Origin of the sequence: Croceibacterium xixiisoli (genome assembly GCF_009827305.1) — a bacterium.
Taxonomy (GTDB): domain Bacteria; phylum Pseudomonadota; class Alphaproteobacteria; order Sphingomonadales; family Sphingomonadaceae; genus Croceibacterium_C; species Croceibacterium_C xixiisoli.
This window is the reverse complement of the sequence record NZ_WTYJ01000004.1, coordinates 91,615-112,917: the sequence shown is the minus strand read 5'-3', so window position 1 is coordinate 112,917 and position 21,303 is coordinate 91,615. Positions and strand designations below refer to the sequence as shown.

General features: G+C 62.8%; 15 protein-coding genes and 1 tRNA gene. 7 read left to right on the top strand and 9 right to left on the bottom strand.

Annotation, left to right across the window (positions count from 1 at the left end; genetic code table 11):
- Nucleotides 1-22: 22 nt before the first annotated feature.
- Nucleotides 23-3,193 (bottom strand): helicase-related protein, encoded by a 3,171-nt coding sequence (locus GRI97_RS16500; RefSeq protein ID WP_235917932.1) that lies wholly within the window; start codon nt 3,191-3,193, stop codon nt 23-25.
- Between the two features lie 146 nt (nt 3,194-3,339).
- Between GRI97_RS16500 and GRI97_RS16495 the strand changes: the two genes are divergently transcribed.
- On the top strand, nt 3,340-4,491 hold the full coding sequence (locus tag GRI97_RS16495) for a zinc-binding metallopeptidase family protein (RefSeq protein WP_235917914.1): 1,152 nt from the start codon (nt 3,340-3,342) through the stop codon (nt 4,489-4,491).
- A gap of 227 nt (nt 4,492-4,718) precedes the next feature.
- Here GRI97_RS16495 and GRI97_RS16490 read toward each other — a convergent pair whose 3' ends face one another.
- On the bottom strand, nt 4,719-5,450 hold the full coding sequence (locus tag GRI97_RS16490; protein ID WP_161392323.1) for a Crp/Fnr family transcriptional regulator: 732 nt from the start codon (nt 5,448-5,450) through the stop codon (nt 4,719-4,721).
- 190 nt (nt 5,451-5,640) lie between these two features.
- On the opposite strand from GRI97_RS16490, the gene GRI97_RS16485 reads away from it, so the two are divergent.
- Entirely contained in the window at nt 5,641-5,814 is a 174-nt protein-coding gene (locus GRI97_RS16485) for a hypothetical protein (RefSeq protein WP_161392322.1), read from the top strand.
- A 34-nt stretch (nt 5,815-5,848) separates the two neighbouring features.
- Here the strand turns inward: GRI97_RS16485 and GRI97_RS16480 are convergent, their stop codons facing one another.
- Nucleotides 5,849-8,011, bottom strand: a complete 2,163-nt coding sequence (locus GRI97_RS16480; protein WP_161392321.1) for a dTDP-4-dehydrorhamnose reductase family protein — start codon at nt 8,009-8,011, stop codon at nt 5,849-5,851.
- A gap of 254 nt (nt 8,012-8,265) precedes the next feature.
- Here GRI97_RS16480 and glf point away from each other — a divergent pair, with 254 nt between their 5' ends.
- Nucleotides 8,266-10,461 (top strand): UDP-galactopyranose mutase, encoded by a 2,196-nt coding sequence (glf, locus tag GRI97_RS16475; protein ID WP_235917913.1) that lies wholly within the window; start codon nt 8,266-8,268, stop codon nt 10,459-10,461.
- A 143-nt stretch (nt 10,462-10,604) separates the two neighbouring features.
- Here glf and GRI97_RS16470 read toward each other — a convergent pair whose 3' ends face one another.
- The 4 genes from GRI97_RS16470 to GRI97_RS16455 form a co-directional block, all read right to left on the bottom strand.
- Nucleotides 10,605-11,366, bottom strand: a complete 762-nt coding sequence (locus GRI97_RS16470) for a Crp/Fnr family transcriptional regulator (RefSeq protein WP_161392320.1) — start codon at nt 11,364-11,366, stop codon at nt 10,605-10,607.
- 468 nt (nt 11,367-11,834) lie between these two features.
- Nucleotides 11,835-12,710 (bottom strand): NmrA family NAD(P)-binding protein, encoded by an 876-nt coding sequence (locus tag GRI97_RS16465; protein ID WP_161392319.1) that lies wholly within the window; start codon nt 12,708-12,710, stop codon nt 11,835-11,837.
- Nucleotides 12,711-12,866: 156 nt separating this feature from the next.
- Nucleotides 12,867-13,499: an NHL repeat-containing protein gene (locus tag GRI97_RS16460; protein ID WP_161392318.1), complete on the bottom strand. Its 633-nt coding sequence runs from the start codon at nt 13,497-13,499 to the stop codon at nt 12,867-12,869.
- Nucleotide 13,500: 1 nt separating this feature from the next.
- Complete coding sequence (locus GRI97_RS16455) at nt 13,501-14,784, bottom strand: helix-turn-helix domain-containing protein (protein WP_161392317.1); 1,284 nt, start codon at nt 14,782-14,784, stop codon at nt 13,501-13,503.
- 333 nt (nt 14,785-15,117) lie between these two features.
- Between GRI97_RS16455 and GRI97_RS16450 the strand changes: the two genes are divergently transcribed.
- Nucleotides 15,118-15,903: a DUF899 domain-containing protein gene (locus tag GRI97_RS16450; RefSeq protein WP_161392316.1), complete on the top strand. Its 786-nt coding sequence runs from the start codon at nt 15,118-15,120 to the stop codon at nt 15,901-15,903.
- A 63-nt stretch (nt 15,904-15,966) separates the two neighbouring features.
- On the opposite strand, the gene GRI97_RS16445 is transcribed toward GRI97_RS16450, so the two are convergent.
- Nucleotides 15,967-16,057 (bottom strand) — tRNA-Ser (locus tag GRI97_RS16445).
- 96 nt (nt 16,058-16,153) lie between these two features.
- On the opposite strand from GRI97_RS16445, the gene GRI97_RS16440 reads away from it, so the two are divergent.
- From GRI97_RS16440 to GRI97_RS16430, 3 genes are read left to right on the top strand one after another with little or no spacing between them, the layout of a single operon-like run.
- A complete protein-coding gene (locus GRI97_RS16440; RefSeq protein ID WP_161392315.1) occupies nt 16,154-16,558 on the top strand; it encodes a metallopeptidase family protein in 405 nt (134 codons plus the stop codon).
- A 12-nt stretch (nt 16,559-16,570) separates the two neighbouring features.
- Nucleotides 16,571-17,572, top strand: coding sequence for a peptidylprolyl isomerase (locus GRI97_RS16435; RefSeq protein WP_235917912.1), 1,002 nt, complete (start codon nt 16,571-16,573; stop codon nt 17,570-17,572).
- A 2-nt stretch (nt 17,573-17,574) separates the two neighbouring features.
- Nucleotides 17,575-19,083: an ArnT family glycosyltransferase gene (locus GRI97_RS16430; protein WP_161392314.1), complete on the top strand. Its 1,509-nt coding sequence runs from the start codon at nt 17,575-17,577 to the stop codon at nt 19,081-19,083.
- Between the two features lie 46 nt (nt 19,084-19,129).
- Here GRI97_RS16430 and GRI97_RS16425 read toward each other — a convergent pair whose 3' ends face one another.
- On the bottom strand, nt 19,130-21,211 hold the full coding sequence (locus GRI97_RS16425) for a RelA/SpoT family protein (protein WP_161392313.1): 2,082 nt from the start codon (nt 21,209-21,211) through the stop codon (nt 19,130-19,132).
- Nucleotides 21,212-21,303: the final 92 nt, after the last annotated feature.

Here is a 21,303-nt window from a genome sequence, read left to right as displayed (position 1 = left end):
ACGCCCATCCCGGCCGCCAGCGTCAACCGGCCCTCTCTGCCATCGCCGCCAGCAGATCTTCCAAGCGCTCCAGCCTTGCGTGGGGATCCTCGATCGGATCGCTGAAAACCAGCCGGTCCTTCTTCAGCACCACACCGTCTGGCAGATCGCCACCGGAAAAGCCGGGCCTTGGGGTCAGGGCAATGGCGGCGGGGCCAGCATCGATGCGGGCGATGCCGGCCTCTCTTGCGGCGAGCCGGACCCTTGCCACCCGCAGCAGCATGTCGACCTCGGGAGGGAAGCTGCCGAAGCGGTCTTCCAGCTCTTCGGCGAAGAGGGCCAGCCCCTCTGCCGTTTCGAGCCGGGCCAAGCGGCAATAGAGGGTCACCCGGATTTCCTCATCGGGCAGCCAGGCTTCCGGCAGGCAACCGGCGACGCCGATGTTGAGTTCGGGCGTCCAGCGTTCCACGTCTTCTCCACGCGCCGCGCGCAGTGCGGATTCAAGCAGATGCTGATACAGCTCTATGCCGATCAGCTTCATATGCCCGGCCTGTTCATCCCCCAGCAGATCGCCGGCGCCACGCATGTCGAGATCGCGCGCGCTGATCGCAAAACCTGCGCCCAGACGATCGAAGGCTTCGAGCGTGCGCAGGCGCTTGAGCGTGCGCGGGGCGAGGTCGGCGGTTTCTTCGGTGAGCAGAAACACCTGGCCGCGCCTGCCGCCCCTGCCGACGCGACCGCGCAGCTGGTGCAGTTGCGACAGGCCGAAGCGATCCGGGCGCCAGATGATCATGGTGTTGGCCCGTGGCACATCGAGGCCCGCCTCGATGATATTGGTCGCCAGCAGCACATCCCCCTCGCCCCGCCCGAAGCGGACCATCACCTCGTCGATGGCGGTGGCGGCCATCTTGCCATGGGCCTGCAGCAGTTCGAGTTCCGGCACCAGCCGGGCCAGCTTTTCGGCGAGGGGCGCCATGTCCTCTATGCGGGGCACCACCACGAAGCTTTGCCCCCCGCGGCTCTTTTCCCGCAACAGGGCAATGCGCAAAAGGTCCGGCGAAAATGCGCTGACCGAGGTGCGGATCGGTTGCCGGCGCGCCGGCGGTGTGGCGATGACCGAAATCTGCTGCAGGCCGATCAGCGCATTCTGCAGCGTGCGCGGGATGGGGGTCGCCGACAGGGTGAGCACATGCCCATCGGCCAGATCGCGCATGCGCGCCTTGTCCGCCGATCCGAACCGCTGTTCTTCGTCAATCACGACCAGACCCAGATTGCGATAGACGACATCCTTGCCCGCGATGGCGCCGGTGCCGATCACGATACCGATGGAGCCGTCGGCAAGACCGGCCTTGACCCGCTTCTTTTCGGCCGGAGTGGACAGGCGCGACAGGCCGGCCACGGCAATGCCGGTTCCGTCGAACCGCTGGGTGAACGTTTCCAGATGCTGGCGGACGAGGACGGTGGTCGGCGCCGCGATGGCGACCTGATGTCCTGCCAGTGCGGCCAGGGCGGCGGCCCTTAGCGCGACTTCGGTCTTGCCATAGCCGACATCGCCGACGATTAGCCGGTCCATCGGTTTTCCGGACGCCAGATCATCGCGCACGGCAGCAATGGCCCGCGCCTGATCGGCTGTTTCGGTGAAGGCAAAGCCCGATGCAAAGCGTTCATAGGCATCGGCGGCCGGTTCGAGGACCGGGGCAGCCCGGTCTTTGCGCGCGGCAACCAAAGCCGTCAGCGCCGAGGCGCTTTCGGCAATCGCAGCGTCGATGGCCTTGCGTCGTTTTTCCCAGCTCTTGCCGTCAAGCCTGTCCAGCGTGACCGCATCGGGTTCTGCGCCATAGCGCCAGATACGATCAGCCTCCGCCACGGGCACAAGTCTCAGCCCGTCATCGGCATAGGTCAGGGCAATGCCATCGCCGGTTTCGGACCCGTCCACTGCGGGCATGGGCTGCAGGCCGCCGACGATGCCGATCCCGTGATCTTCGTGAACCACCACATCACCCAGCCGGATATCTTCCAGTGCGAGCAGCGCGGTATCAGCGGTTCTTTCACCTTGCTCTGCGCGTTCGGCGCGACTGCCGAGAAGATCGGCGGCGGAAATCGCCATGAGATCGTCCAGCGCGAAACCCCGGTCCACCGGCATTGCCAGAGCAAGCACCTGGCCCGGTTTTGCCTCCGCCACCTCTCGCCAGGAAGCGACGCGGGTGACATCGGTCTTGAGCGTTCTGGCCGCGCGCCGGCACAGGAATCGCAGATCCCGTTCGCTGCCCAGCAGGGCAATCCTTCTGCCGTCCGCGATCGCCTGCTGCGCGTAGTCCCGGAACCGGGCCATCGGCCGCCTTGCTTCCACGAAACGGGGCGGCGGATCCGCTTGGCGCTGCAGACCCAGCAGGTCGCGCCCGGCCAGCGCCTTTTTCCAGCTTGCTGGACCGGCGACATCAACCAGGGCGCGCTTAGGGCGGCGCGCCTCCGCATCCTTCGCAAGCGCGAGAAAGCGCTTCCGGCGGTCGTCGGCGCCCGCCGCGAGCACGATCCGCGCCTGCGGCAGATGCACCGGCAGCGCGACCCCCGCACCATCGAGCGGCGGTTCGGCCACCCGGCCCAGTTCCCGGCTGTCGCAGGTTTCCACGGTGCGTTGATCGACAGGGTCGTAGAAGCGGATCGATGCAACGATCCCGTCCGCCACCTCTATCCTGAGCGGCATGGCAGCGTCTGCCGGATAGACATCCAGCACCTGCCCACGCAGCGCCACCTCCCCCGGTTCATCCACCCGATCATCGACCAGATAGCCGGTTTCCTGCAGCTGTTCGAACAGCTGCGTCAGATCGCATGGGGCGTCCACGGCGATCCGGGGCGGCGCGGTGTCGAAAGCTGCGGGTGGCGGATACAGCCGCGCCAGCGCTTCGCCGGTGGTGATGCAGGCGATCGGCGTGCGGGGGGATCGGGCAGAGGCTTGCCGGATTTCACGCAGGGCCGAGACACGCATGCCGATATTGGCGGGCGACGCCGGACCATTGTCACCCGGCAAGGCATCGCTGCCCGGGCAAAGCAGCACGGTCGCATCGGGCATAGCGGCGGCCAGCGCCAGCGCGACAGCAGCCGCCTGAGATTCATCGACAGCCGCATGGAGCACATCGTCGTCCTGCAGCAGGTTCGCCAGCTGGATGACGGTTTCACCCACGCCTGGCTGTGCGGGGGCTGGCGGAAGCGCCATGATGGCTTTGGCTGCGGCCGTCATCTGCATGTCCTGAATGGTCGCGAACATCTTGAAGCGATGCTGCAGGTTGGGATTCCGCATTACTCCCGGATCAGTCCGGGGTTCCTGACCCTGCAACATCGATCAACGGGATCGCTTGAGCGATGAACGGGTTGAGGGGCCACACATCACTGGAACTGTCCATGCGCCCGCACGCCTGCCCCAATTGCCGCCGGTTGAACCATTTCGAGGTCCGCGTGTGTCCGGGTTGCCAGGCCACTCTGGGCTATGATCCGGAGATCGATGCCTTCCGGTTCCTGGCCGACGCAGCCACCGTTTGGCGCGATGGCGACGGGCGTGATGCCCCTGTCTGGGCCTGCGCCAACAACAATGATTATCAGATCTGCAACTGGCTGGTCGATGCCGGCGGGCCCACCACCTTGTGCCGCGCCTGCCGGCACAATCGCACGATCCCGGATCTGTCCGCCCCGTCGGTGCCAGCCCGCTGGGCAAAGATCGAGGAAGCGAAGCGTCGGCTGTTCCATGAGCTGATCAAGCTGGGTCTGCCAATGGAAAACACCGCCCAGCCCGGGAAGGCCCATGCCAGCCTGGTGTTCGATTTCCTGTATGATGCGGCGGCCGAGCAGGCCGGCACGCCCGAGATATTTACCGGCCATGATGGCGGCGTGATCACGCTGAACCTGATCGAGGCCGATGACGCCGCACGAGAACGGATCCGCAATGCCATGGGCGAGCCCTATCGGACATTGCTGGGACATTTTCGGCACGAGGTCGGCCATTATTACTGGTCACGCTTCATCGAGCACGACAGCGCCGAACTGACCGCCTTTCGCGCCCTGTTCGGGGATGAGACCGCCGACTATCAAAAGGCCCTGCAAGCGCATTATTCGGCAGACGGCATGCGGATCTGGACGGATGATTTCGTCAGCTATTACGCGACGATGCATCCGTGGGAGGATTTTGCCGAAACCTTTGCCCATTATCTTCACATCGTCGACGTTCTGGCCACGGCCGGGGGCTTCGACCTGTCCTTGCGCTGCCTGCCGGGGGACAGCGTGGGCCTAGAAGTCGATGTCGACTTCGACCCTTATCATGCCGATATTCAGGAACTGGCCAGCGCGATGGAGCCCTTGTCCTTCGCCATGAACGCCATCAATCGGTCGATGGGTCAGGCGGACCTCTACCCGTTCCATCTGTCCGACGTGATCGTGGCCAAGCTCGGCTATGTCGAAAAGCTGATCAAACGCGTCCGCGCAGAAGACCCGCCCGTGATCCACCTGTCATCGGCGGCATGACCCGTTGAATTCGGCAAAAGGCAAGAATTTTTGCATTAATTAACATATGATAATTGTCGTTCCCCGGACCGCGCTGCATCATTCTCTTACAGAGGGGAGAGGCATGAAGCTTTCCGGAGAGCTGATCTTTTTTGCCGCCGTCGCCAGCATGTTCATTCTGCTGGTGGGTGGGTTGGTGATGCTGGTCCGATCGCTCGTATAATCAGTCCGCGCCGCTGCGGAATGCGTCAGTCCAGATGCAGATAGTCGCGGCTGAAATCACCGACGTCGCAAAGACGATCCCAATCGTGGATGATCACCGATCGCCGGGTCCGCTGGGTAAGCCCCTGACGATCCAGCCCCATCAATATGCGATTTACGTGCACGGTGGTCAGCCCCGTGGCATCGGCAATCTGTTCCTGGGTCATGGGCATTTCGTAACCGGCCGTGCTTCCCAACCCGACAGCCTCCAGCCGTGAACCGAATTCGCATAGCAGATGGGCAATGCGGGTGCGGGCGTCGCGCCGGCCGATATTGGTCATCCATTCGCGATAAAGCGAACCGTCGACCAGCGTATCATACCACATGGCCAGGCCGACGCCTGGGCGGCTGAAAGCCAGCGCGACAATGGCTTCCCGCGGGATCAGCGCCACCTGAACGGCGGAAAGCGCCTGCACGCTGTGATCCGCCCTGCGCAGGAGGGAGTTCTGCAGATCCACCACGTCCCCCGCGATGTGCATCGCCAGAATCTGCCGTCCACCAGCACCCGCGACCTTCTGCCGGAAAGCATAGCCGGACAGAAGCAGACAGCAGTCGGATCTGCTGTCCCCCTCCTCCACCAGATAATTGCCGGCATCGAACGAGCGCAGGGTATGGGGAAGATCGAGAACCGCTCGCTTGTCTGCATCACTGAGGGGCTGCCACAGGCAGAGCTTGCGCACCATCGGTGCCATGACGGGAGTATCGACGACGAGTGCCATGAGCGGCCTTCCCTATCAGCAAGTGCCTGCAGAAAATCTGCCGGCCAGCGAAAACGGCCGCCGTATCTGAGGCTGAATGAAGGGTCTTTCGATGACCCTGTCTTCTGGAACCTTTGGCGGGAAAGCCAGTTCCGGGCCGCATGGGAACCCCACGTCTGTCCATTCGCTGATCAGGCGAAAGGAATTTTCCATGGCTGCAGACTCTTCATCACGCCCGGACGCGATCGACCCGCAGGGTGCGCCCGATGCACCACCTGTCGAACCCGGACAAGAAGACCCGCCCCATGATGCACCCGATGCCGATCCCGACGATGACGAAAAGCCCGGCCGTACCCCGGGGGATCTGCCGCCGCCGCCCGATTGACGGAAACCCATGGCAGATCGGAACAGCCGGCCACCTACCCAAGGTCTGCGGCGAACCGTTCGATCGCGCCCGTCAGCTTCGGCATCAGCACCCCGCGTTCGCTGGTCATGGCGGCGTAACGCGGGCGCGGGGCCGACCAGCCCATGTCACGCATCGGAGTGGGCAGGACAAGCCGCCCGTCATGGCCTGCCGCATCGGCGATCTGCATGGCAAAATCAGTCCAGGTGACCGCGCCATCATTGACCACATGCCACAAGCCGGCTTCGTCATCGATAATCAGGTCCAGCGTGGTGCGGACAAGATCGGGCACATAGGTCGGCGAAGTCCAGCAATCGGCGGCGGCGCGGAAGCGTTCCCCTGAGCGGAGCGCACTGATCAGATGCACGGCGAAATTGTGCTGATCGAACGGGGAAAAGAATGAAGCCGTGCGGATAACCAGCGCCCTTTGCCCGCATGAGGACAAGGCCGCATCCATGGCCGCCTTGCTGCGGCCATAGATGCTGAGCGGCGCCGTCGCGTTGCTTTCGACATAGGGGCGTTCCAGCAGGCCATCGAACACCAGATCGCTGGAAAACGCCGTATAATGTATGCCACGCAAGGCGCAGCCGTCCGCCAGTGCCAGGGCGCCGGCATGGTTGGCCGCCATGCAGGCGGCAGGATCGCGTTCGGCGTCGTCAACCCGGACCCAGCCCGCTGCATTGACGACAGCCCAGGGATTGAGTTCATCGAGTATCCGGCCGATCGATGCAGGATCGGTGATATCCAGTTGATCCCTCCGCGTGATCACATGATCGATGCCGCGCAAACGGCAAGCGCCGGCGAAAGCCTGCCCCAGGGTGCCGGTAAAGCCGGCGATCAGCAGGGGTCTGGTTGCGGCCACCATCCCGCCTGCCGCTGCACCAACATCCGTATGGCCGATCAGAGCATGCCCTTTCCACCAGCCTGCATGGCGCAGGGTCGGGTGATCGGGCAGCCCCCCGTTCGCCAGATGCCGCAATGCAGGCGCAAGCGCTGTTTCGCGTGGAGGATGACTGCGCACATCGAAAACGCCGCTTTCATAATGCCCGTCGGACCGCGTCAGCAGACTGTCCCAATCGTGGGAGCCCAGCAGGCTCCAGGCCGTCAGCGCATGAATGCCGATCCCCTCCGCCTGCAGCCGCCCGGCCATCGACCAGGCTTCGACCAGCCAGCGCAGCTGTTCTTCGCGGGTGCAGCCATTGTGCACCTCGGTCAGCGCCATCGGAATCCGATAACGATCCCAGCAGGCGCGCAATGCGCCTTCCATGCCTGCCGATTCATGGCTGATCTGCACGGCTGCCACATCGGCAATGGGCCCGGCACCGCTATCCCCATGGGTGTGCGGCGGATACATATCCAGCCGATGGTCGAGGTGCCGATCGCTGGTGAGATAGTGGTTGATGCCCAGAATGTCCGGTGCACAGCGCTGCCGGGCAAGGGCCTGCAGACGGTCTGAAAACCCCATGCCGGCCAGCCGATCCCACAAGGGGTGGCCAGGGACGAGCAGGCCGACAAGCATATCCCATGATGCCCATCGCCGCTGGTTGTCGAAATCGGCCTGCACCTGCCGTTCCGGGGTGGCGGTGGTGGTCCCCAGATCCTCCGTCTGGATCAGTCGGGCACCAGCGTTGACCTGTCGCACTTGAACCATTGCCGCGCGGATCGCCTCCACCTGCGTCAGCAGCGCATTCCAGAATGCCTGTTCATTCTGCAGATGAGGATACCAGTGGCCGTACAGCGCGGAAAAGCGCGCCGTCGTCAAAGGTTCATTGACCGGGGTCCAATCCTCTGCCCAGGGGTATCGCTGCACCGCCTGGCGGGCGTGTTCGGCGAGGCCGGTAACGAAGCCGGGCGACAAAAGGTTGGTGGCGGGTGGGCCGCTGCCGTGGTGGACGAGGCCCAGGATCGGGCGGATGCCAAGCGCGCAAAGCCGTTCCAGCCTGGCATCGTGCCATGCCCACCAGGCTTGTGGATCGGGGGCCTGCGCGCAGCTTTCCCACAGCAGCGGATATCGCAGGGCCGTTATCCCGAGGGTGGCGAGCCTGTCGATATCGTCGCTTCGCCTGTCGTGGCCGCTCAAGACGATCTGATCGACATAACGGTCGGCCAGCCGGTTGATCGTGCATTCGACCCCGCCCCATAACTGAAGGGGCCCCGTTGCGCCCGCTGCTGACCCCATGATCGGGCGACCGCTTCCGCGAATATCCTGCTGCATGATCCGACTTAACGCCACCAACAACAGAACGCAGCGCTATCCGCCTGAAAATCGTCATAACAAGTGTTAATATCGGACACTGAAAGGGAGCGTAAAACGTTTGGTCGCGTTTTCGGGACATCGTTACTTTTCGAAGGTCCAACCAAATGACGCTGGTGTGTTTTTCGCATCTGCGCTGGGATTTCGTGTTCCAGCGCCCCCAACATCTCATGTCTATCATGGCGCACACACAGCAGGTCATTTTCTGGGAAGAACCCATCTTCGAAGATCCGGGGGCCAAGCCCAGGATAGAAAGCTACAGCCCGGCGGCCAATATCGAGGTGGTGGTGCCGCATCTGCCCGAAGGCCTGACGCGCGAAGCCGGTGCGCAGGCATTGCAGGCGCTGCTGGACGAATGCCTGTCTGGCGCGCCCCGCCCGTTGGTACGGTGGTATTACACACCCATGATGCTGGTTTTTTCGCGGCATCTGCAGGCGGATTGCACGGTCTACGACTGCATGGACGAACTGGCGAATTTCCGCTTCGCGCCGCCCGATCTGGCCGATCTCGAGGCGGAACTGCTGGCCGCAGCCGATCTGGTCTTCACCGGAGGATACAGCCTCTACGAAGCCAAGCGCCCCCTTCACCGTTCGGTGCATGCATTCCCTTCCAGCGTGGATGTGGCGCATTTCGCCCAAGCACGGCAGGTCGGGGCTGATCCGGCAGACCAGGCCGAATTGCCCCGCCCCCGGCTGGGCTTTTACGGGGTCATCGACGAACGGATGGACCTCGACCTGCTGGCCGCCATTGCCGACGCCAGGCCCGAATGGTCGATCGTGATGGTCGGGCCGGTGGTCAAGATCGACCCGTCCGAACTGCCCGAAAGGCCGAATATCGCCTATCTGGGCGGCAAGACCTATGATCAGTTGCCCGCCTATGCCGGCGGGTGGGATGTTGCGCTGATGCCCTTCGCCATCAATGCCGCGACACGGTATATTTCCCCTACCAAGACCCCTGAATATCTCGCCGCCGGCCTGCCCGTAGTGTCGACACCGATTGCCGATGTCGTACGCCATTACGGGCATTTGAGCGCGGTGATGATTGCCGACACGGCCGAAGGCTTTGTCGCCGCCTGCGAACGGGCGCTGGCCATTCAGCGGGACAGCGCAACGACCCATTGGCGTCAGGAAGCCGATGCCGCGCTTGCGGGGCAAAGCTGGCTGGCCGTCGGCAGCGCGATGCGGGCCCTGATCGACGAGGTCACCGGCAAATCCGATGCGGCGCCGATGGAATTCTACGACTATCTGGTGGTCGGCGCCGGTTTTGCCGGCGCAGTGATGGCCGAACGGCTGGCCCGGGATGGCGGCAAGCGTGTGCTGGTGATCGACCGACGCGACCTTATCGGTGGCAATGCCCATGACCACCCGGATGAGGCGGGAATCATGGTGCACCGCTATGGCCCGCACATATTCCACACGAACAGTCAGGATATCGTCGACTATCTGTCGCAGTTTACGGAATGGCGACCCTATGAGCACAGGGTGCTGGCGGACCTGGGCGGCATGCAGGTGCCGATGCCGATCAACCGGACAACGCTGAACCGGTTGTATGGGCTGAATTTGCAGACCGAGGCGGAGGCAGAGGATTTCCTGGCGCAACGGGCAGAGCCTGTCGAACCGCTGGTGACATCGGCCGATGTGGTGATTTCAAAGGTCGGGCGCGAACTCTACGAAGCCTTTTTTCGTGGCTATACGCGCAAGCAATGGGGGATGGATCCGTCCGAATTGGACAAATCGGTTACCGCACGGGTTCCGACCCGGACCAACACCGATGACCGGTATTTTACCGATAGCTTCCAGGCCATGCCAGCGGATGGCTACACCGCCATGTTCAACGCCATGCTCGATCATCCGCTGATCGATATCCGGCTGGGAGTGGATTTCGACGATATCCGCAAGCAGGTGCATTTTGACCGGCTGGTGTTCACCGGCCCGATCGACGAGTATTTCAATCATTGTTTCGGCAAGCTGCCTTATCGATCACTGGAATTCCGCCATGTGACGCTGGACCAGGAATGGCTGCAGCCGGTCGCGGTGATCAACTATCCGGCAGAAGATGTCCGGTTCACACGGGTGACCGAATACAAGCATCTGACCGGGCAGGTCGCGGAAAAGACCAGCATAACCTATGAATATCCGTGCGCAGAGGGGGACCCTTATTATCCCATACCGCGGCCGGAAAACCAGGCGCTGTTCAGGCGTTATGAAGATTTAGCTGCATCAACGCCCGACGTGCTGTTCGTGGGAAGGCTGGCAACCTATCGCTATTACAATATGGATCAGGTCGTCGGTCAGGCGTTGGCAAAATACCGGCGCCACATCGCCCAGGTTCGAGAGGAAGAAGCCATGATCGATCAGCCCATCGCGGCAGAATGAACCTCTAAGCCGGGGGGAGTTCTCCCCGGCAATATCGCCTGCATCGAATCTTCGTCCTGTTTTCTTTTGTTTGCCGCAATTTCCGGGTCAGCAGGTGATTCCACCTGCTTAGAAATTGCTCTATTTTCTTTTGTTTCCAGCGACTAATCTGCAGGCTCCCGCCCCCACGGACAGGTACGCTGCGAGCCCCCCCTCTCATCGACAAAATAGAGATAGTGGGGGTCGAACTGCCCCCTGGCCGCCAGTCGCGCAGGTTCGGGGATATCGACCCAGGATGAGCGGAATTCACACAGGCCATCTTCGCGCAATTTGCGCATGACCCGATTGACGTGAACAGTGGTCAGGCCGCAGATTTCCGCCAGATCGGTCTGGCGCAGGCCCAGCGCATACCGATGGCCGTTGCTCAACCCGGCGGACATCAGCCTGGCATTGGTTTCGCTCAGGAAATGCGCGACCCGCCCCACGGCATCGAGCCGGCCAAGACGAAACAGCCACGCCCGATGGATCGCCGCATCGATGAGCGTGGCAAACCAGAGCTTGGGCGCGATCTGGGGCAGATCGCGAATGATCTTGCCCAGGGCAGCATGCGGAATGATGGCCACCGTGGCCTCTGTCGTGGTGGCGACATCGTGATCCAGTATGCCCAAAGGGTAAGCGTGCAGATCGACGAAATCGCCGGCGAAGTGAATGGCCACCAGCTGGCGAACTCCATTCGTATCATCGATGTATCGCGACATGGTGCCTTCCATCAGGAAGGTGCTCTGGTGCAGTATTTCTCTGGCGCGAACGATTGTCTTGCGCGGTGCGAGTGTCTTGATTTCACTGACTGCGCTTTCGAGCGCCTTTCTTTCTTCCTGTGTCAGCGCATGGCCGCGATTGTTCCTGAGAAATCTCTCCATGATCATTAATGTTCAATCCCGTTGCACAAGCAAATCCGCCAGACACGGCCCGGGGCCGTCAACGGGCGTCTTGCACAAGGGCGGCCGTACTCGTGATAACGCAGGTTAATTTTGGTAAATTTGGCCGATTGATGTCCGTTTTGCAGGCGCCTGCCGCGCGCGATATTCCCGTGGCCAGCAGCGCTTGACGATTTCGATGCCGGACGCGTCATCGAACGCCTTGCCATTCTGGCATGGGCTGACTCGACAGCGGAAAAACCGATGCCGCCGCTCCGCGCATGAGGATCACCTAAGCCCCGCAAGCGTGTTCGGCTCTGTTATGGCTGCAAACCATTTGCGGCTGTGCCCCCCGAAGCGGCGGCACGGGTGGTGCAGCTGATCGGCTGGTCGATTATTCAAGGATCGGCGAGAAGCTGGAAAGGCCAGCCCGTGCATTTTCGGCGGAATATCGGGCGTAAACTGGTCGGAACAGACCTATCGCTGTTGATTGTCCATAGAGGCGGCCAACGCCTGAACATAAGCCTCGAGCGTGATGTCGCCGCGCCAGGTTTCGTTCGAAGCCTCGGACCGGTTCTTGATCGTGGCGTGTGTCATCCGCATATAGGATTCCGCCGCCTCTTCCGAGAAGCCCAGCTGGAGAAAAGCCTGCTTCACTTGACCTGGCGGCGTGACCTCGACCCGTACGTCGCGACCAAGTGCTCGGGCGAAGGCATCGGCGACGTCCTGCGAAGAATAGCGTTCCGGTCCTTCGATCGGACGGACGCCGATGTCCTCGCTCGACGACATCAGCCGTTCCGCTGCGGCCTTGCCGAGGTCGGCCGGCGCAACCATCGGCAATTTGAAATCCGCTGGAAACATGGTCGCAAGCACCCCGGTCTGACGCACGCTTTCCAACTGGGCATCCCAGTTGCTCATGTAGTAACCGGCGCCGTTGATCGCCGCTGGAATGGGCTGTGCCACGAGCCCTTGCTCAAGTTCCCACAGGACGCTGAGATCACCGATCCTCTCGCCCGGCCGGGCACCGGAGACCGACGCCGCGACAAGCTTTTCCAGACCCGAGCCATCGAGCGCCGCCAGGATGTTCGCGACCGTCTGCCGCTCGATCGCGTCGCTATCCTTCTTCGTATCGCCGGGCGGGTTGAGCAGGAAGGCACGACGTCCGAGGCTGAAGGCGGCGCGGAGCGACGCGATGTCGTTGACATCGGCCTTGATGATCCTGGCGCCGGCATCGCCAAGCGCTGTGGCGCGTTCGGGATGCCGGGTTACGATGCCGACCTCTTGCCCAGCGCGGAGGAGCGCTTTGGCAGTCTCCGACCCGACATGGCCCGTACCGCCCATGACAATATGCATCGCGACCTCTCCTTTTCGGCATATCCAATGAGATTGGGCTTGCCTCGTTCCGCCGACGCACCCGACCTCGGATCAGTGCGGGCGCCAGAGCGTCATGTCGATCCAGAGACCAACCTTCGATCCACCAAGATTTGTGCCGCTCATGCAAATCGCCGGCTATTTCTCATCGAGTTGGACAACATGGATGATCCCTTGCGCTCCCGCGCCGCAAAACGCTTGCCCATCGCCGTTGGCCTCTACGCCGGTGATCGGCACACCGTCCGGCATTCTGATGGTGCGGCGGGTCTCCCCGGCCTCAGGATCAAACTGGTGGAGGGCTCCACGTTCCCCGTCCCAGCTCCCATGCCATAACTGATCGCCCGCCCAGGTAACCCCGGTTACGAGCCGGCCCACCTCGATCTCTCGCAAAACCCGCCCGTTTTCCGGGGAGACTTCCAGGATTCGACGCCCTTCATATTGCCCGATCCACAGTGATCCTTCGGACCAGGCCATTCCGGAACAATCATCACCGGGAGGGGCAGCAAAATCCCTGACGCATTTGCCCGTTTCATGGTCGATGACACGGATGCGGCCCCCTGAAATCTGGTAAAGATGCCGACCATCGAAGGCTGTCCCGGCTGTAGCCGGAATGCTGACAATCTTCCTTATCTCGCCTTGCTTTGGATCAAGGGCCAGCAGCCGATCGCCAGCGGCCGCCCAGACATGGCAACCATCATAGCTTACGCCATGAATGTGGGCGACACCTTGACCGGGGGCGAGAATTCTCAGGATCTTGGCATTGTTGTCCATCTCAATCTCGTACCGTTGGCGGACCCGACTGGGGGAGTAACATCGGCGTCGTGATGGGATCGACTGGCGATGTGCGCCAGCGATGCGAGGGACCGCCACCCTGCGAAAGCACAAGTCCATCACGGCGCAACGCCTCCAACGCTCTCTGGACCGAACGACGGCTGGAGCCTGCAGCTTCAGCGATCGCACGGCTTGACCATGCTTCCCCGTCGCCGAGAAGCGCCATGATCTGTGGGTGCCGCGTGCCGACCAACGGTTCCAGCAGAACCACGGACGCTCCGTGCAGAGGGTCCAGCCGGTAGCCATCGGCCGTTGCGATGACATTGCAGAGGTTTCCCAGCGCACGACGCATCCGCATCATCTCCATGCGCAGGCGCACGCGATGAGATTCATCGACGTGCCGACTGCCAAAGGCTGTCCGGATAAGATCGGACCGCAAGCCTGCCGCTGGCCAGGCCGTGGCCAGGCTTGTCAGAAGCGAGAAGAGCACCGGTCGCGAAACAAGCGAAACGACACTGGCTTGAAGCCGAACCCCCAGGCGTGTTCCATCGACGATCAGGATGTTGTCGCGGTTCAGAACCCTGAGCGCATCCGGCGTAACTGGAACGACACGCCTTTCGCCGCGTCGGCCCGCAACCGGCGCTTCAAGCAATTTTTCGGCGTGAAGGAGTTCGGACCGCAATGGTCCAGCCGCATGTGGGCCCAGATCGATGAAAGCTTTCGCAAGTGCTGCCCGCGCCTCGGCGATGCGGAGCCTTCGAAGGCAGATATGCGCGGTCAGCAAGCCGGCCACTGCGCTGAGCACAGGATGACGATCATCCTGATGCTCGGCGAGAAAGCCTTCGGCGGCGTCGAGGTGATTCCAGAGAATGGCACGTCGCGCCTCGACCAGCTTCAGATAGGCTGCATTCCACAAGTCACCATGGGCAAGAAAGGTCGCATAGGCCTTGCCGAGCCGCGATGCGGGCCACCCTCCATCCCGCAGAGCGAGTTGCACTTCCGCCTGCGCCAGAACGCATCGGGCATGGGCTAGCCTGTCGGCAGCCGCCAATCCCCGTTCGGCCTGCCTTAAAAGGCTGCGGGCTCGGTCGAGATCGCCGATGCGTGCCATGGCCGTGCCGCGAATGCCAAGACTGACCGGGTCATCGCGCAACGCGACCCTTTGCAGGGCGCCAATGACGTCCCCCGCATCCAGTGCGAGCGCGGCTTCCTTGTGCGAGTTCAACATAGCCTCGCCAAAATTGTCACTCCCTTGGACCGCCTGCCCGGCGTCAAGATGTGGCATTGGCACCCACGGGTGCCTGCATAAGGGCCAGAGATGACATGATTGTTCGACCATTTTGCGAGCGAGCCGCAACCATAATCTCTCTCATGGCGTCGCCGACCTTCGCCGCGATGGCATGTCTGGTCGCGTTTGCCCCGTCCGCGACCGCCTCGATATGTGGCGGCAACGCCCCGCTGTTCCGCGCAATCGCAGGCATGGGGGGCATGTATGGGCTGATGAGCATCTTTCACCTTCCCGCCTGGATTCGGCTGATGGGGGCATCGCGCCGGATATGTCACTCACACGATGTTACCGGGGCAGATTAATCTCGGCAAATGCGAAAGGAGGCGACGGATGCACGAAACCAGCGGACGTGAACGATGGATGGAGGCCCGGCTGCGGCTTCTGGCCGCAGAAAAGAACCTGATGAAGCAGTCTGACGCCGTGGCACGCCAGCGTCAGGAATTGCCGTGGGTCAAGATCGACAAAGACTATCGGTTCGCAACCGAGCAAGGGGAGATGACGCTCAGGGACTTGTTCCAGGGACGATCCCAACTGATGGTCTATCATTTCATGTTCGGAGAGAATTTCGGTTCCGGCTGCGTCTCCTGCTCGTCCATCGCCGACGGTTTCAACGGCATTGCGCCCCATCTGGCGGGCCATGATGTCATGCTCTGGGCGGTATCGAAGGCACCACTGGACAGACTGCTTACCTATCGCGAGCGGATGGACTGGTCTTTCCCATGGGCATCATCGCATGGAAATGACTTCAATCGGGATTTCGGTGTCTGGTTCAGTGAGGACGAGCAGCGTGATGGCCAGATCGTCTACAATTATTCACCCGACCCGTCCGGGCCATGGCGCGAAGGCAAGGAAGGCGGTGGCCATGAAGCGGAACGCCACTTTGCCAGGGCCTCGGGCACGGATGTCGCCAGCTATTTGAGGGATCGGCCGGGACTCAGCACCTTTGCGCTTCAGGGAGGCGAGGTCTATCATGCCTATTCCACCTATGCGCGCGGAGTGGATCCGATCTGGGCCATGTATTCCTGGCTCGACCGCGCGCCCCTTGGACGCAATGAAACAGGGCCCTGGACAAGACGGCGGACGGAATATCCAGACGGCAGGGCGGAGACCAAATAGCCCTCCAGGACAAGGCGTGTGCACGGCTGGAGACGTGTGTGTATGAGGGGGGAATGCCATAAGTGGCGGAGCGGGTGGGATTCGAACCCACGATACGGTTTTGCCGTATACACACTTTCCAGGCGTGCGCCTTCGACCACTCGGCCACCGCTCCGCATGCCCTATGCAGGCGAGCGCCACTAGCGGCAGTCGGCGCCCATGGCAAGGGTTCCGCTTGCTGGTTTTGCAATGGCTGCCTAGTCACCTGTGCATGACACGGATCTTTGGCATCGCACCCGGGCTGGAAGAGATGGAAACGCTGGCCCGTGCGGCCCTCGCGCATTTGCCGGAACAGTTCGCCGCGCATCTGGGACATGTGGTGCTGAGCGTCGAGGATTTCGCCGATGAGACGCTGCTGCGCGAGATGGAGATCGAGGATCCGTTCGAGCTGACCGGGGTCTATGAAGGGCTGCCGCTGCATCTGAAGAGCATCGACCGGTCGGGCGACATGCCCGATCGGATCCGGCTGTTCCGCATGCCCATTCTAAGCGAATGGATCGACCGGGGCGATGAAACGCTGGAGCATCTGATCGCGCATGTGCTGATCCATGAGGTGGGGCATCATTTCGGCCTGTCGGACGAGACCATGCATCTGCTGGAGGAAGAGGCGCGATAGCGCCGGAGGGCCATGATGCGCGCGCTGTTTCCCCTTTTGCGGATGTCCGCCGCGCTGCTTGCCCTCACCGCCCTGCCCCCGGCCGCATCTGCGCAGGAGGCTGCGCCCGCCAAACCGACGCCGGCCGATGTGGTGGCCGCCGCCCCGGCCACGGACTGGCGGGCGATCGATCCGGCCGATCTGCTGGTGATGGAACTGGCGCCCGATACCGCCGGCCAGCCGCGCCGGGTGATCATCCAGCTGATCCCCCCGCCCTTCAGCGCCGGCTGGACCGGCAATATCCGCGCCCTTGCCCGCGCGCATTGGTGGGATGGCACCAGCGTTTATCGCGTGGTCGACAATTGGGTGGCGCAATGGGGCGATGGGGAGGATGACAAGCCCGACGCCAAGCCCCTGCCCGGCGGGCTGCTTGTGGTGCCGGAAAGCGATTATCTGACCCCGATCGAGACAGGCCCCGAGGATGGGCGCGATTTTGTGCTGACGCCGGAGAAGCAAGAGGTGGTGATCAACCGCTGGATCGATTCCTATGCCATCACGGGTTTTGCCGCCGGTTGGCCCATTGCGCTGGATGACAGCGGCGGGCGCAGCGGCTGGCCCGTGCATTGCTATGGATCGGTCGGGGTCGCCCGCGATCTTTCCCCCGATACCGGCACGGGCGCGGAGCTTTATGCGGTGATCGGCCATGCGCCGCGCGCGCTGGACCGCAATATCGCCGTGGTCGGCCGGGTGATCGCGGGCATCGAGCATCTGTCCACCCTGCCGCGCGGCAGGGGTGAGGCGGGCGTGTATGACGATGCGGCGCTGCGTGTGCCGATCCGGTCCGTGCGGCTGGGCGATGAACTGCCCCCGGCGGAACGGCCGCATTTCGAATATCTGGCCAGCGACAGCGCGAGTTTTGCCCGCTATCTGCATCTGCGGGCCAATCGCGATGATGATTTCTACCGCGCGCCGGCCAAGGGGGTCGATATCTGCAATGCACCGGTGCCGCTGCGGCAAATCGTGAAGGGCAACTGAGCGTGGCCGCTTCGTTCAAATCGGCGCCGATCCGGCGCAACAGCTGGCTGGTGCCGCTGGGCATGGTGCTGATCGCCGTGCTGCTGCGCGCGCAGACCTTCGGCAATCCGGTGATCGAATTCGACGAGCAGTTCTATCGCCTGGCGGGCGAGCGCATGCTCGATGGGGCGTGGCCCTATATCGATATCTGGGATCGCAAGCCGATCGGGTTGTTCCTGCTGTTTGCCGCCGCTGCCGCGATCGGCGGATCGCATGCGATCGCTTACCAGCTGATGGCGACCCTGTTTGCCGGGCTGACCGGCTGGGTGGTGGCGCTGCTGGCGCGGCGGCTGACGCGGCGCACATTCGCGCCCACGCTGGCCGGCGTGCTCTATATCGCCTGGCTCAATCTGTTGCAGGGCGAAGGCGGGCAGGCGGCGGTGTTCTACACCCTTCCGGTGGCGCTGGCCGCGCTGCTGGTGCTGCGCCAGGTCAATGGCGAGCGCCCGGTCGGGCGGCTGGCGGCCGATGGCGCGCTGGCCATGCTGCTGATCGGGCTGGCCGTGCAGATCAAATATACGGTGGTGATCGAGGGCGTGTTCTTCGGCCTGGTGCTGCTGTGGACCGCATGGCGCGCACGCGCGGCGACGAGTTCGCTGGTGGCGCTGTCGGCGCTGTGGGTCTCTCTGGCGCTGTTGCCCACGCTGCTGGTGTGGGGTGGGTTTGCCGTGCTGGGCTTTGGCGGGGAATGGTTGTTCGCCAATATCACCTCCATCTTCCTGCGCACGCCGATGCCATTGGGCGACTGGCTGGAAGAGCTGGCCGGCGGTCTGGGGGCGGCGCTGCTGCTGATCCTGGCGGGGGTGGCCGGCTGGCGGATTGCGCCCAAGACCCCGGCTGTGCGTTTTATCGGCGGCTGGGTGCTGGCGGCGCTGGTGGCGTTGGTGGCGATGCGCAGCTTCGTGCCGCATTACTGGATTCCGCTGACCGCACCGCTGGCCGTGCTGGCGGCCCCGGCGCTGGCGCATCATCGCCGCGCGGGGCTGGTGCTGACGCTGGTGGCGCTGATCGCCGGGCAATGGCTGGTGGCGCATTTCATTGCCGGCAAGGGCAATCGCGCCACGGTGGAACGGATGGCGCAGGCGATCGGCCCGGTGGACACAGCGCCGGGGTGCCTGTTCGTGTTCGACGGGTTTCCGGCGCTGTATCAGGAACTGGACAGCTGCCTGCCATCCCGCTTCGCCTTCCCCGGCCATTTGAACGGCATGATGGAAGCCGGATCGATCGGGGTCGACCCGGTGGCCGAAGTGACCCGCATCATGGCCACCCGCCCGGCTGCTGTGGTGCTGGATGAGCCGCGCTGGTCGCTGCAGAACAAGGAGACGGCGGCGGTGGTGGATCGGGCGCTGGCGGCCGATTATGTGCTGGTGCTTCGGGAACCGACCGGACCGGGTCGGTTCCGGCTGGTCTATCGCCTGCGGCCTGTCGAGAGGGGGAGCAGCCCGGTGCAGCAGCCGGTTGCAGCACAATAGCCTGCACCGGGACGTCTGGCGACGTCCCGGGGGGTTTAGCGGTCAATCAAATACGCTCTGCCTCTGCCACGGCTTCGCTGGCGCGCAGGGCGCTGACGATGCGGGTCAGGTGGGCGAGATCCTTCACCTCGAGATCGGCTTCATAGGTGTGAAACGGATCGTCACGATTGGTGAGTTCGATATTCATTACATTGGCGTGATTGGTGGCGAAGATGGTGGCCATTTCCGCCAGCGTGCCGGGACGGTTGTAGAGGATCGTGCGGATCCGGCCGACCGCGCCCTGCGAACGATCACCCCATGACAGATCGACCCAGTCGGCATCCACGCCATTGGCGAGTTCGAGGCAATCGATCGCGTGAACCTGCACACCTTCATCCCGCACCCGCAGGCCGACGATGCGATCCCCCGGGACCGGGTGGCAGCATTGCGCCAGCGCATAGCCCATGCCGGGGGTCAGCCCCTTGATGGAAATCGCCTGACCCTGCGGCGGCTGGGTCGGCAGATCGGCGGTGCTGCCCGGGACGAGCGCTTCCATCACTTCCCGATCGGACAGCTTGGCCGCGCCGATCGCATACATCAGATCGTCCTCATCATCGAGATTGAGCCTTTCCAGTGCGGCGGCGATCGCTTTTTTCCCGAGCTTGACCGGGAAGCGTTCGACCAGCTGATCGAACAGCAATTCACCGATACCGGCAACCTCTGCGCGCTCGCGCGCCCGGACCGAACGACGAATGGCGGCCCGCGCCTTGCCCGTAATGACGAAACCGAGCCAGCTCAGCTGCGGTTCAGCGCTGGAACCCTTGATGATTTCAACCACATCGCCGTTGTTGAGCGCGGTGCGCAGCGGCATGTGGCGCCCGTTGATCTTGGCGCCCACCGTATGCGCGCCCAGATCGGTGTGGACGGCAAAGGCGAAATCCACCGCCGTCGAGCCCTTGGGCAGCTGGAACAGCGCGCCCTTGGGGGTGAAGGCGAAGATGCGATCCTGGTAGATCGCCATCTTGGTGTTTTCGAGCAATTCTTCCGCATCGGAACTGGCGTCGACGATTTCGATCAGATCGCGCAGCCAGCCGACCTGACCATCGGGCTTTTCGCCCTGCTTGTAGGCCCAATGCGCGGCCAGGCCGAATTCGTTCAACCGATGCATTTCCCCGGTGCGTACCTGCACCTCCACCCGCATGGAGTTTTCATAGATCAGCGCGGTGTGGAGCGAGCGATAACCATTGCTCTTGGGGGTGGAGATGTAATCCTTGAACCGGCCGGGAATGAACTGCCAGGTGGTGTGCAGCAGGCCGAGCGCGCGATAGCAATCCGCTTCATTGTCGCAGATCACCCGGAAGGCCATGATGTCGGTGACCTGATCGAAGGAGACATGGCGCTCGGCCATTTTCTTCCAGATCGAATAGGGCTGTTTTTCGCGGCCCCAGACCGTCACCTGCATGCCGGCGGCGGCCAGCGCCTGCTTGATCGCCAGGGCGATGGAATCGACCTGCCCGATATCCTGGCTGCGCAATTGTTCCAGCCGCCCGGTGAGCGTGGCATAGGCTTCGGGTTCAAGCTGTTCGAACGCCAGCGCCTGCATTTCGCGCATATATTCATACATGCCCACGCGTTCAGCCAGCGGCGCATAGATCTCCATGGTTTCGCGCGCGATCCGGGCCCGTTTTTCCGGGCTGCGGATGAAATGGAGCGTGCGCATATTGTGCAGCCGGTCCGCCAGCTTGACCAGCAGGACGCGGATGTCCTCGCTCATGGCCAGCAGGAACTTGCGCAGGTTTTCGGCCGCGCGTTCGGTTTCGGCCATGGTGTCGATCTTCGACAGCTTGGTCACGCCATCGACCAGCCGGGCCACTTCGGGCCCGAAATTCGCCTCGATATCGCCGATCGTGGCCAGCGTGTCTTCCACCGTATCGTGGAGCAGCGCGGTGATGATGGTTTCCTGATCCAGCTTCAGATCGGTCATCAGCCCGGCGACTTCGACCGGGTGGCTGAAATAGGGATCCCCGCTCGCCCGTTTTTGCGAACCATGCTTCTGCACGGTGTAGACATAGGCGCGGTTGAGCAACACCTCATCGGCGTCCGGGTCGTAGCTCTTCACCCGTTCAACAAGTTCATACTGGCGCAGCATCAGCCAATGATGTGCGGATTGTTGTCAGAACAGCAAGCGGAAAGCGTTGTCTGCTGACATGAAATTGCCACGCAGTGTGGCCGGATTGTCGC